This window comes from Micromonospora sp. WMMD1128 (genome assembly GCF_027497235.1).
Classification (GTDB): Bacteria; Actinomycetota; Actinomycetes; order Mycobacteriales; family Micromonosporaceae; genus Micromonospora.
In genome coordinates this window covers 6,587,723-6,599,048 of the sequence record NZ_CP114902.1, presented here as the reverse complement: position 1 = coordinate 6,599,048, position 11,326 = coordinate 6,587,723, and the positions used below count along the sequence as shown (strand labels likewise).

General features: G+C 72.4%; 11 protein-coding genes and 1 tRNA gene. 6 read left to right on the top strand and 6 right to left on the bottom strand.

Going from position 1 to position 11,326, the window contains the following annotated elements; all coding sequences use genetic code 11:
• The first annotated feature begins 113 nt into the window (after positions 1 to 113).
• Entirely contained in the window at positions 114 to 1,235 is a 1,122-nt protein-coding gene (locus tag O7602_RS30030) for a globin domain-containing protein (RefSeq protein ID WP_281585945.1), read from the top strand.
• Between the two features lie 116 nt (positions 1,236 to 1,351).
• Here O7602_RS30030 and O7602_RS30025 read toward each other — a convergent pair whose 3' ends face one another.
• Positions 1,352 to 2,884 (bottom strand): peptide deformylase, encoded by a 1,533-nt coding sequence (locus O7602_RS30025; RefSeq protein WP_281590622.1) that lies wholly within the window; start codon positions 2,882 to 2,884, stop codon positions 1,352 to 1,354.
• 319 nt (positions 2,885 to 3,203) lie between these two features.
• Between O7602_RS30025 and O7602_RS30020 the strand changes: the two genes are divergently transcribed.
• A complete protein-coding gene (locus O7602_RS30020; RefSeq protein ID WP_281590620.1) occupies positions 3,204 to 3,980 on the top strand; it encodes an IucA/IucC family C-terminal-domain containing protein in 777 nt (258 codons plus the stop codon).
• Positions 3,981 to 3,987: 7 nt separating this feature from the next.
• Here the strand turns inward: O7602_RS30020 and O7602_RS30015 are convergent, their stop codons facing one another.
• On the bottom strand, positions 3,988 to 5,757 hold the full coding sequence (locus O7602_RS30015; RefSeq protein ID WP_281585944.1) for a hypothetical protein: 1,770 nt from the start codon (positions 5,755 to 5,757) through the stop codon (positions 3,988 to 3,990).
• Positions 5,758 to 5,964: 207 nt separating this feature from the next.
• On the opposite strand from O7602_RS30015, the gene O7602_RS30010 reads away from it, so the two are divergent.
• Positions 5,965 to 6,669, top strand: a complete 705-nt coding sequence (locus O7602_RS30010; protein ID WP_281585943.1) for a class I SAM-dependent methyltransferase — start codon at positions 5,965 to 5,967, stop codon at positions 6,667 to 6,669.
• Between the two features lie 84 nt (positions 6,670 to 6,753).
• Here the strand turns inward: O7602_RS30010 and O7602_RS30005 are convergent, their stop codons facing one another.
• From O7602_RS30005 to O7602_RS29995, 3 genes are all read right to left on the bottom strand, one after another.
• Complete coding sequence (locus tag O7602_RS30005) at positions 6,754 to 7,287, bottom strand: YbhB/YbcL family Raf kinase inhibitor-like protein (RefSeq protein ID WP_281585942.1); 534 nt, start codon at positions 7,285 to 7,287, stop codon at positions 6,754 to 6,756.
• Between the two features lie 46 nt (positions 7,288 to 7,333).
• Positions 7,334 to 8,011 (bottom strand): DNA alkylation repair protein, encoded by a 678-nt coding sequence (locus tag O7602_RS30000; RefSeq protein WP_281585941.1) that lies wholly within the window; start codon positions 8,009 to 8,011, stop codon positions 7,334 to 7,336.
• Between the two features lie 23 nt (positions 8,012 to 8,034).
• A tRNA-Ser gene (locus O7602_RS29995) sits at positions 8,035 to 8,121 on the bottom strand.
• A gap of 72 nt (positions 8,122 to 8,193) precedes the next feature.
• Here O7602_RS29995 and O7602_RS29990 point away from each other — a divergent pair.
• The gene (locus tag O7602_RS29990; protein ID WP_281585940.1) at positions 8,194 to 9,168 is read left to right on the top strand and encodes an NAD(P)H-quinone oxidoreductase; all 975 of its coding nucleotides are present in this window, start codon (positions 8,194 to 8,196) and stop codon (positions 9,166 to 9,168) included.
• Between the two features lie 4 nt (positions 9,169 to 9,172).
• On the opposite strand, the gene soxR is transcribed toward O7602_RS29990, so the two are convergent.
• A complete protein-coding gene (soxR, locus tag O7602_RS29985; protein WP_281585939.1) occupies positions 9,173 to 9,616 on the bottom strand; it encodes a redox-sensitive transcriptional activator SoxR in 444 nt (147 codons plus the stop codon).
• A 46-nt stretch (positions 9,617 to 9,662) separates the two neighbouring features.
• Between soxR and O7602_RS29980 the strand changes: the two genes are divergently transcribed.
• Positions 9,663 to 10,346: a transketolase gene (locus tag O7602_RS29980; protein ID WP_281585938.1), complete on the top strand. Its 684-nt coding sequence runs from the start codon at positions 9,663 to 9,665 to the stop codon at positions 10,344 to 10,346.
• A 10-nt stretch (positions 10,347 to 10,356) separates the two neighbouring features.
• Positions 10,357 to 11,241 (top strand): transketolase, encoded by an 885-nt coding sequence (locus O7602_RS29975; RefSeq protein ID WP_281590618.1) that lies wholly within the window; start codon positions 10,357 to 10,359, stop codon positions 11,239 to 11,241.
• Positions 11,242 to 11,326: the final 85 nt, after the last annotated feature.

The following is an 11,326-nucleotide window of genomic DNA, read 5'->3' as shown; positions in this document are numbered from 1 at the left end:
GAAACCACTTCGACGGTCAGGTGAGCCGGTCGCACATTCTGTGCGACCGGCGGACACGCTCCGTGGACATTCTGTCCGGGCCGATCTGCCGCCCGGAGAAGGAGCGTGCCCCTGTGGAGAACGTCGCGCGGCTGCTGAAGGAGAGCTGGGCCCTGGTCGAGGAGCACGGGGAGCGGCTCGCCGGCCACTTCTACGCCCGGCTGTTCCTGCTCGACCCGGAGCTGCGCAAGCTCTTCCCGGTGCAGATGAGCGGGCAGCGAGACCGGCTGCTGGAGGCGATCGTGACGGCCGCACAGACGGTGGACGATCCGGAGACGTTCGACGAGTACCTGCGCGCGTTGGGCCGCGACCACCGGAAGTACCACGTGTCGGCCGAGCACTACGGGACGCTCGGCATCGCCCTGCTGGACGGGTTGCGGACGGTCGCCGGGGACCGCTGGAGCCTGGAGTACGACCAGGCGTGGCGAGAGGCGTACGCGAGCATCAGCGCACGGATGCTCGCCGGCGCGGAGGCCGACGGCAACCCGCCGTTCTGGCACGCCGAGGTGCTGACCCACGAACGGCTCGGCCCGGACACGGCGGTGTTGACCGTGCGGGCGCTCCAGGATCCGCTGCCCTGGCAGGCCGGCCAGTACGTGAGCGTGGAGGTGCCGCGGCACCTCCCCCAGACGTGGCGGACGTACTCGGTGGCGAACGCCCCGAACGAGGAGAACGTGCTGGAGTTCCACGTCCGCACGCCGGCCGGGGGCGCCGGTTGGGTGTCCGGCGCGTTGGTCCGCCGGACCAGGCCGGGTGACCTGCTGCGGCTGGCCGCGCCGATGGGTTCGATGACACTTGACCCGGACTCCACCCGCGACATCCTGTGCGTGGCGGGTGGGGTCGGGCTGGCCCCGGTCAAGGCACTCGTGGAGGAGTTGACCCGGGTCAACCGGACCCGCTGGGTGCACGTCTTCTACGGCGCCCGCCGTCCGGACGAGCTGTACGGGCTGCCCGGCCTGGAGGAGTTGGTGACGACCTACCCGTGGTTGTCGGTGACGCCGTCGTGCAGCGACGACCCGGACTTCGCCGGCGAGCACGGTGACGTCGCCGAGGTGGTCGCCAGGTACGGGCCGTGGACCGCGCACGACTGTTACGTCTCCGGTCCGGCCGCCATGGTCCGGGCGACCCTGCGGGCGCTCGCCGCCGACGACGTCCCGCCGGACCACATCCGGTACGACACCTTCGGCACCCTCTGATACCTTTCTCCCCCCAAGCCGGGTCGCGTGCCCCCGCCCCCTGGGGCACGCGACCCGGCCCCCCGTTTCCCGGCGCGCGGGTCGGTCCGGCAACCGGCCCGCGTGCCGGAGCTGTGTCAGTAGCGCCAGGGGGTGCCGGTCTCGCGGTATTCCTCCACCGGCACCAGCGGCACGCCGGGCGCCATCCGGTCGACGTAGAGCCGCCCCTCCAGGTGATCGATCTCGTGCGCGACCAGCCGTGCCATGGCGTACTCGAAGGACGTGATGACCCGGCTGCCGTCCCACTGGGCGTGTTCCACGTCGATCCGCAGCGGGCGGGGCACCAGCCCGCGGTGGTCGAAGAAGGAGAGGCAGCCCTCGTACTGCTCGTCGGTCTCGGTGGCGGTGTCCACCACCCGGGGGTTGAGCAGCACGACCGGCTCGGCCGCCCGGTCGGCGGGCCGGACCAGCGCGGCGGCCCAGCCCAGCCCGAGCTGCGGCGCGGCGAGGCCGACGCCCTTGCTGAACGGGTGCAGCTCGTCGAGGCGGGCCAGCATCCCGGCGAGCCGGTCGACCACCTGTCGGGCGTACCCCTCCTCGGCCGGCAGGTCGAACTGGCGGGCGGGTTGCCGGAGCAGGTCGTCGCCGCGTTGCACGATGCCCACCGCCCGCATCCGGTCGCTGGCGCGGACCCGGGTCTCGCCCGCGGGCGTGCTGTCCGGTTCGGCGTCCGGTTCCGGGGTGCGGAACCGCCACTGCATGCGGTAGCGGGCGTTGAGCGGCGGGTCGTCGGTGCCCCAGTCGTATCTCACCCGGTCGCCGTCCGCGGTGCGTTGGATCGGGGTACGCAGCGGCCCCTCCTCCGCCGACAGCGAGGTCTCCGCGCCCCACACCTTCGGGTCGAGGTCGGCGGGCAGGTCGAGCCGGACCGCGAGGTGCCGGGTGGGCAGGCGTACGGCGCGCTGGAACCAGGGACCCCACTTGTCCCGGCCGACGCGGTACGCGTACTCGATGGTGACCCGGTCGCCCGGGTAGAGCGGGAAGCGGCCCTCGTCGTTCTCGAAGAGCAGCCAGATCTCCTTGAACGCGTCCCGGTCGTGCTTGGCCCGCCAGTGCATCGGCTCGCGTCCGCCGCCGTCGTCCCGGTAGGCGGCGAGTTGCAGCTCGGCGAAGGTGAGCGGGTGCTCGCGGTGGTGCCGGTTGGAGCGGCCCGGGTCGTTGGGGTAGCGGTCGACGGCGACCCGGACCAGGTAGCGGCTGACCGGTTCGGTACCGGCGTTGTAGAGCTCCCGCCGGATCGCGCAGTGGTAGCCGTCGCCGGTGTGGGTGAGCGTGGCGACCTCGCGTTCGACCACCAGTCCGGTGCCGGGTGGCAGCCACTGGCCGGGTACGGGTGGGTCCCGGTGCGCCCCGGTGCCGCGGCTGTGCCGCAGCTCGTCGTACTCCCGGAAGCGCTGCCAGATCGCGCCGCTGGCCTCCAGGACGGCCTCGGCCCGGCGGGCGAAGTCCTCGGTGGGCCGGTGCCGGCGCCCTTCGACGTGGCTGACGTAGGACGGGTCGAAGCCCATCAGCGTCGCCAGTTGCTTCTTGGACAGCCCTCGGCCGGTCCGGTGCCGGGCGAGTTCGGTCGCGAACGAGTCGGCGGCACGCTCGATCGGTGAGGTCATCAGCTTCCTCGCACGCGGGAAGTCCATTTTCACGTTTCGTGGTCGAGCGTGTACGGAAACTGCCTCGTATTCGACACTCACCTTGACATTTCAGCGGCGAACGTCGATGCTTGCGCGCGCACCGGCGGCGTTCCCGGCGGCGTTTTCCGCCCACCCCGCCGGGTAGTACGGACGGCGGCGGAGTGACCGGGACCTCCCTGCACCGATTCGTGGCGCCACTTTCCCTCCGCCCAGTCCTGTGGTTAGGCTAGCCTTAGCTTCGGTCGACGACACGCGCCGGCCGACGGGCGACCAGACAGGGGACGGCCAGGTGACTGCGGTGATGCCGGCGCGCGACGTCGCCAGCCCGTTCGCCCCGGTGACCGCCACCCTGCGCGCCATGTTCGGCACCGACGTTCTGCCCGGGCTCGCGCCCGGCCTGCTGGTCCGCGACGAGCTCGACCGCTGGGCCCCGGCCACCCACCTGATCGACGGCACGCTGCTCCCGGCGTTCCTGACCGCCGCCGGCCGGCGCTGGGGCGGCACCCCGCACGCCTGCGCCGCGCTCGCCTGGAAGTCCTACAGCTACTGGACGGCGTTGCCGGCCGTGCTCGGCTGGGCCTCGGCGCGGCGGGTGCCGCTGCTCGACCCGGCGAACGTGCTCGTGCACTTCGAGGACCACCACCAACTGCTCACCCTGGGCCTGCGCGACGGCACCCCGGTGGCTGTCCTGCCCGGCGACCCGCTGGCGCTCGCCGGCGCGCCGGGCGTCCGGGTGGTCGCCGACGAGGCCGCGCTGCTCCGCGCGCTGCGCACGACGCTGCTCGACGCCCACTTCGCCCCGCTGATCGCCGCCATCCAGGGCGAGGTCCGGATCGGCACCCGTACGCTGCTCGGCTCGGTCGCCTCCGGCATCGCACACGGCATCCTGCGCGCCGCGGACGTGCTGCCCGGCCCGAGCGCGGCGGCCGTCGGCACGCTGCTCGACGCGCTGGATCTCGCCGACCTGGTGGACCTGGTGCCCGGCCCGACGGGCGAGCCGACCGTGCAGCGGCGCACCTGCTGCCTCGCCTTCACCCTGCCCCGCCCGAAGGTCTGCCAGGGCTGCTGCGTCCGCTGACCGTCTGTCAGTCGACGAACGGGCGCACGTCCCACAGCCAGATCCCACCGGTGCGGGTCGGGGTGATTCCGGTCAGTTCGGTCATCGCCCGGCGCAGCGACTCGGCCTGCCGCAGCCGAGGGTCGAGGATCACCGCTCCGGTCCGCCACCAGCGCAGGTCGTCGACGGCGGCCAGCCGGTCCGCCGGGGTGATCGGCGGGACCGCGTCGGTGCGTCGTACCGTCTCGAAGAACGTGCTTGTGGGGCGCGGCGGCGCGGTGAAGAGCGCGACCCGGTCGGCGCCCGGACGGGTGTCCGGATAGAGGAAGTAGCCCCGGGCCAGCGGCATCTCCAGGCGGGTCTCGGCGGACCAGCGCAGCGGGACCGCGTAGGTGGTGTCGGGCAGCGGCAGCGTGACGATGCTCCGCCCGCCGGCCACGTAGGGCCGCCACGCCCCGGAGGTGACGAACGCCGGCGTCGGGTCCAGGCGCGTGGCGGGCAGCGGGGTGGGCAGGATCGGCAGCAGCGCCATGGCGAGCACGGTGCCGGTGGCGAACCGGATCTGCCCCCGCGCGGCCGGATGCCTGCGAGCCAGCCGCCGCGCCCGGTCGGCGCCGAGCGCGAGCAGCACGCCGATGATCGGGGTCAGCGCGAGCGACCAGCGGGTGGGCACCACCGAGTGCAGGACCGGCAGGTTCTCCAACGCGGCCCAGGGGCCGGGAACGCCGGTGTCCCGTCCGTCGAAGTGGATCTCCCGACCGAGCGAGAAGAGACCGAACACCACCCCGACCGCGGCCAGCCCGAGGACCACCGCGTTCCGGCGCAGCCACCAGACGAGCGCGGCGACGAGCACCACGAGCGGCCAGCCGAAGAAGGCGTTCTCCTCGGTGGCGTTCTTGACAAGCGGGGCGCTGCCCCGGGCGTCGCCGGCCACCGACTCCCGGGACCACGCGAGGTAGGCGGCGAGGTCGGTGGAGTAACCCCGGATCAGGGTGGAGAGCCCGGAGTACGCGCCGGGGCCGGCGAACTGCACGTGGAGCGGGTACGCGAGCAGCGCCCCGGCCACCACGGCGGCCACCCCGAGCCCGGCGGCGAAGGGTCGGGCCGCAGACCGCAGCGCGGGCCGCCCGAGGGCGAGCGCCAGCACCACCGCGCCCAGGCCGATGGCGGTCATCAGCAGGATCTCCAGGTTGAGGAAGGCTTGCCAGACGATCACCAGGCCGAGTAGCAGCCCGTTGCGTAGCCAGCGGCCGGGCTGCGCCAGTCGGAGCGTTCGCCAGATGATCAGCGGCACCACGAACTGGCTGACGATGTTGGGGTGGGCGTTGGCGTGTGACACCATGGCCGGCGCGAACGCGCAGAAGCCGGCACCCAGCCAGGCCGGGCCCCGGGCGCCGACGACCACCCGGGAGAGCAGGAAATACCAGGCGGCTCCGGTGGCGGCGAGGCCGAGGGTGAGGAAAATGAGAAATGACCAGCGCGGTCCGCACCACACCGTGACCGGCGACAGGGGTAACGAAATGGATAATACGGACGTATTTGCCATCAAATTGACGACGTCCGGCACATTCATTCGGTCGGAGGTAAAGGGATAGGCAAAATCCGTGACGACGCGCGCACCGTGCGCCATCATCCATTCGAACTGCGCCTGATCGGTGCGATTGTCCCGTACGCCGTTCGCCGGGTCCGCCCAGAGCCGGGCCGTCACCCAGAACGCGAGCAGCACGAAGCTGAGCACGGCGAGCGCGTCGGTGCGCCGCCCCCGCCGAGGATCCGCGCCCGAATGCGGAGTAGTCATATCAATTCAGAGCGTAGTCGGATTATGACGGCCCCGTGACATTTTTCGGGGACTCACGTACTATGTGCCGAGTTCGCCGACCGCCGATCACGTGCCCCACCCGACCGCATTCGGCCACCCCCGGTGTCCCGATTTTCCCCTCAGCCATCCAGATGGTTGACTCTGACGGTCCAGGCGCGGGTCAGGAATATCGTGAGGAATCGACGCATGGCAGAAATCACTGGGGATCAGCGCGTCCAGGCGGAGGTGCTCGAAGGGCTGGCCACAGCCGTCAACCACCGCCGCTGGTTCGTCGAGCTGGCCGTGCCCTACCTCGGTGACAACCCCATCGAGATCGGCAGCGGCCTGGGCGACTACGCCCTCGAATGGATCGAGCGCATCCCCCGGCTCACCGCCACCGAAGCCGACCCGGACCGGCTCGTCAACCTCAAGGAACGACTGGCCCAGCACCCCGGCATCGAGGTCCGGCAGATGCTGCTGCCACACACCGAGCGGGGCGACTACAGCGCCGCCGTGTCGTACAACGTGCTGGAACACATCGACGACCACGTGGGCGCGCTGCGCAGCATGCGCGACCTGGTCCGCCCCGGTGGCGCGGTGATCATCATCGTGCCGGCGTTCCAGTTCGCGATGGGCCCGGCGGACATCGCCACCGGGCACGTCCGGCGCTACACCAAGAAGACGCTCGCCACGGCGATGACCGAGGCCGGGCTCACCGTCGAGAAGATCCACTACGCGAACGCGCTCGGCCTGATCGGCTACTTCATGGCCACCAAGGTCTTCCGGCTGATGCCGAAGGAGGGCCCGATGGTGAAGGTCTACGACACGCTGGTGCTGCCCGCCACCAAGGCCGCCGAGCAGCTGCTGCGCCCCCCGTTCGGCCAGTCCGTGTTCGCGGTGGCCCGGGTGTAAGGCGGGGGCCCCGCTTAACGCTTCCGGTATAGGCGGGGGCCCTTCTTAACACCTACCTGTTAAGAAGGGCCCCCGCCTTACACCTCAGTCCTTGAGCTGGTACGTGGGGCGGATCACGGCTCGGGCCAGGGTGTGGAACGCGAGGTTGAAGCCGACGTAGGCCGGGCTGGCCTCCCGGCCCACGTCGAGGCGCTCCACGTCGACCGCGTGCACCGCGAAGACGTACCGGTGCGGGCGGTCCCCCGGCGGCGGCGCGGCACCGCCGTAGCCGGTGTCGCCGTAGTCGTTGCGGATGCTGAACGCGCCGCCGAGGTCGGCCTCCCGCACCGAGGTGGACAGCTCGGTGACCGAGGTGGGCACGTTCACAAGCACCCAGTGCCAGAAGCCGCTGCCGGTCGGGGCGTCCGGGTCGAAGCAGGTCACCACGAAGCTCTTCGTCTCCGCCGGGAAACCCGACCAGGACAGGTGCGGCGAGACGTTCTCACCGCCGGCGCTGTCGTGCGCGTACCGGGCGTCCATCGGCTCGCCGTTGTGCACGTCGTCGCTCGTCAGGTCGAACGACGGCACGGTCGGCAGCAGCTCGTACGGATCCGGGGCGATCGGTCGTTCCAGGGTCATCGAAACGGGTCCTTCCGAAGTGCGCGGGAAAATGTCCTGCGCCCCTTCATACCCCGCTGTCGTGCTGCCGGCGCACCATCTCACTGATCCAGACCGGCGCGTACGGGGACGTGCAGCCCGGCGGCGTCGGATAGTCCTTGAGCACCGCCAGGCGCTCCCCGATGCCGACCGCCCGGGCGCGCAGCGCCGCGTGCTCGATCCCGATCTGGGCCAGGCAGTGGTTCATCGCCCACTGGAGGCGGTCCGGCGCGTCCCGCATCTCCGCCTCGATGACGTCGAGCAGGCCGGGCAGGTCGAGCCCGGCCGGTCTTCGCGCCACGCGTTCCGTGGTCAGCGCCCAGCCGGCGCTCGCGACCACCGGATCCGGGTCGGCGAGCCAGGCCACCCGCAGCGGCTCGGCGTGCGGGCTCTTCTTCACCACGTAGTTGACCAGCCAGTCGTGCACCTTTGGCGTGCGCGCCTCGCGAAGCATGGCGTCCAACTCGTCCGGCCCGTACGCCTTCGGCCGGCAGATCAGCAGCGCCAGCAGCCGCGCCGCGCTGTCCCCGGTGGCCCACAGCTCACGGGCCAGCTCTTGCTGCGTCTTCAGCCGCTTGGCGAGCGCGCGGAGCCGGCCCAGGTTGACCCCGTGGTCGTCGCCGTGTTTCTCGTTGACCGCGCGAACCTTCGGGTCGTCGAGCGCGGCCAGCTCGGCCAGCACGTCGGCCACCGCCGCGTCCGTCACCGCTGCCTCCTGGGTGTCGCGGGCGGAGGGTGTGGGATTCGAACCCACGAAGACATCGCTGCCTTACCGGTTTTCAAGACCAGCGCCATCGGCCACTAGGCGAACCCTCCCGGCGCGCTCCCGCACGGGGTACGCGACCGCGCCTAGTCTGCCATGAACCGCGGATCGGGTAAGACTGTGCCATGCGTGCGATCACGATCAGCGAACCCGGCGGACCCGAGGCGCTCGTCTGGGCCGAGGTCCCCGATCCCGAGCCCGGCCCCGGCGAGGTGGTCGTCGACGTGCGGGCCAGCGCGGTCAACCGGGCCGACCTGCTGCAACGGCAGGGCCACTATCCGCCGCCGCCGGGCGCGCCCGCGTACCCCGGGTTGGAGTGCTCGGGGACGGTCCGGGCGCTCGGCGCGGACGTGACCGGCTGGTCGGTGGGCCAGGAGGTCTGCGCGTTGCTTGCCGGCGGCGGGTACGCCGAGCGGGTGGCCGTGCCGGCCGGGCAGTTGCTGCCGGTGCCGGCCGGGGTTGACCTGGTGGAAGCGGCGGCGCTGCCGGAGGTGGCCTGCACGGTCTGGTCGAACGTGGTGGACCTGGCCGGGCTGGCGGAGGGGGACACGCTGCTTGTGCACGGCGGCGGCAGCGGCATCGGCACGTTCGCGATCCAGCTCGGGGTGGCGCTCGGTGCCACGGTGGTGGTGACCGCGCGGGCGGCGAAGCACGAGCGGCTGCGTGCGCTGGGCGCCGCGCAGACCATCGACTATCGGGAGCAGGACTTCGTCGAGGAGGTACGCCGGGTGACCGGCGGGCGCGGCGCGGACGTGATCCTGGACATCATGGGCGCGTCCTACCTGCCGCGGAACGTGGCGGCGCTGGCGACCGGCGGGCGGCTCGTGGTGATCGGCATGCAGGGCGGCCGGAAGGGCGAACTCGACCTCGGGATGCTGCTGGCGAAGCGGGCCTCGGTGCACGCGACCGCGTTGCGCTCCCGGCCGCTCGCCGAGAAGGCGGCGATCACCCGGGGCGTACGCGAACAGGTGTGGCCGCTGGTGGAGGCCGGAAAGGTCCGGCCGGTGGTGCACGCGCGGGTCGACATGGCGGACGCCGCCGACGCGCACCGGCTGGTGGAGACCAACGACCACCTGGGCAAGGTGCTGCTGGTGCGGTGACGCCTCAGTCCCGGGGCAGCACGAGACGCGCGCCGGGGCCCTCGGTGGCCAGCGAGTCACCGGGGTTGTAGAGCGTGCAGCGCTGCAACGACAGGCAGCCGCAGCCGATGCAGCCGTCCAGGTCGTCGCGGAGTTTGCCGAGCAGCCGGATCCGCTCGTCGAGCCGGTCCCGCCAGGCCCGGGAGAGCGCGGCCCAGTCTTCCGGGGTGGGCGTGCGCCCGGCGGGCAGCGATTCGAGCGCCTCCCGGATCTCATCGAGCGACACGCCGACCTGCTGGGAGATCCGGATGAAGGCGACCCGGCGCAGCTCGGTGCGGGCGTAGCGGCGCTGGTTGCCGCCGGTGCGCGCGGCGTGGATCAGGCCGAGCCGCTCGTAGTAGCGCAGCGCGGAGGGTGCCACGCCACTGCGATCGGCGAGCTGGCCGATGGTCAGGGTTGCCTCGTGCATCACAGGACCTTGAGGTGAAGTTCGGTTGAGGTTCGAGGCTATCGACATGACGACGACCACCGCCACCGAGTTGGCCACGCTGCTGGACCGGGTGCGCGCCGGCCGCAAGTTCGGCGCGAACGTGTACTCGACGCTCGACGTGCTCCAGGTCCTCTACGACCGGGTGCTGCGGATCACCCCGGCCACCGTGGACGATCCCGACCGGGACCGGTTCCTGCTCTCCAAGGGGCACGCGGTCGCCGGGTACTACGCGCTGCTCGCCGCCCGGGGTTTCGTGCCTGCGGAGTGGCTGGACGACCAGGGCGGCCCGGCGAGCCGGCTCGGTGACCATCCGGACCGGACGCTGGTGCCCGGCGTGGAGGTGGGTACCGGCTCGCTCGGCCACGGGCTCGGGCTGGGCGTGGGCGTCGCGCTCGGCCTGCGCGCCCAGGGACGGACCAACCCCCGGGTGTACGTGCTGCTCGGCGACGCCGAACTGGACGAGGGCGCCAACCACGAGGCGATCGCGTACGCGGGCGCGACCGGGCTGGGCAACCTGACCGCGATCGTGGTGGACAACCGCTCCGCCACGCACGGCTGGCCGGGCGGCGCGGCGAGCCGGTTCACCGTCAACGGGTGGACCGGCGCCGCCGTCGACGGCCGTGACCACGACGCCCTGCACACCGCCCTGACCGGGCACGACCACCACCGGCCGCACGTCGTCGTCGCGGCCGTCGCCGACGGGGAGTGACGCCATGACCATGCGGGACGTATTCGTGTCGAGCGCCGAGGAGGTGCTTGCGGACCCCCGGAGCGTGCTCGTGCTGGCGGACATCTCCGCCGCCGCGTTCGCCCCGGCCGCCACCAGGTACCCGGACCGGGTGGTGAACGTCGGGATCCGGGAACAGCTCATGATCGGCGTGGCCGGCGGGCTGGCGTTGACCGGGCAGCGGCCGATCGTGCACAGCTACGCCCCGTTCCTGGTCGAGCGCGCGTACGAGCAGATCAAGCTGGACCTCGACCACCAGGGCGTCGGTGCGGTGCTGGTGAGCATCGGCGCCTCGTACGACCGGGCGGCGGCCGGGCGCACCCACCTCGCGCCGGCCGATGTGGCGCTGATCGACACGCTCGACGGGTGGACCGTGCACGTGCCCGGCCACCCCGACGAGGTACGCCCGCTGCTGCGCGACGTGGTGTGCGGGCGGGACCCGGCGTACCTGCGACTGTCCACCGCCCGCAACGCGGTCGCGTACCCGCAGGCGGGTGGCCTGCGGGTGGTCCGCGACGCCGGGCCGGGCGCGGCGCTGCTGGTGGCGGTCGGGCCGGTGCTGGACGCCGCGCTGCGCGCGGTGGCCAACCGGCCGGTCACGGTCGCCTACACCCACCGGCCGCGGCCGTTCGACACCGCCGGGCTGCGGGCGCTTGCCGGCGCCGAGGTGATCCTGGTCGAGCCGTACCTGGCCGGCACCTCGGCCCGGGTGGTGGCGGAGGCGCTTGCCGACCGGCCACACCGGCTGCTCTCCCTCGGCGTGGGCCGGACGGAGTTGCGCCGCTACGGCGCGCCGGAGGACCACGACCGCTGGCACGGCCTGGACGCGACCGGCCTGCGGCGCTCGGTCGACGCGTTCCTCACCCCGGCCGGCTGACCGCCGGCACGACGGAACCCCGCACCGCTCCCGGCACGACAGGACCCCGCACCGGGAGCGGTGCGGGGTCCTCAGGTCGCCGTGC

What these genes read in the sequence shown, in the direction of transcription:
- O7602_RS30020 (WP_281590620.1), top strand. Translation starts at nt 3,204, where the DNA reads ATGCCGGCGCGCGACGTCGCCAGCCCGTTCGCCCCGGTGACCGCCACC.
- O7602_RS30015 (WP_281585944.1), bottom strand. Translation starts at nt 5,757, where the DNA reads ATGACTACTCCGCATTCGGGCGCGGATCCTCGGCGGGGGCGGCGCACC.
- O7602_RS30010 (WP_281585943.1), top strand. Translation starts at nt 5,965, where the DNA reads ATGGCAGAAATCACTGGGGATCAGCGCGTCCAGGCGGAGGTGCTCGAA.
- O7602_RS30005 (WP_281585942.1), bottom strand. Translation starts at nt 7,287, where the DNA reads ATGACCCTGGAACGACCGATCGCCCCGGATCCGTACGAGCTGCTGCCG.
- O7602_RS29990 (WP_281585940.1), top strand. Translation starts at nt 8,194, where the DNA reads ATGCGTGCGATCACGATCAGCGAACCCGGCGGACCCGAGGCGCTCGTC.
- soxR (WP_281585939.1), bottom strand. Translation starts at nt 9,616, where the DNA reads ATGCACGAGGCAACCCTGACCATCGGCCAGCTCGCCGATCGCAGTGGC.
- O7602_RS29980 (WP_281585938.1), top strand. Translation starts at nt 9,663, where the DNA reads ATGACGACGACCACCGCCACCGAGTTGGCCACGCTGCTGGACCGGGTG.
- O7602_RS29975 (WP_281590618.1), top strand. Translation starts at nt 10,357, where the DNA reads ATGCGGGACGTATTCGTGTCGAGCGCCGAGGAGGTGCTTGCGGACCCC.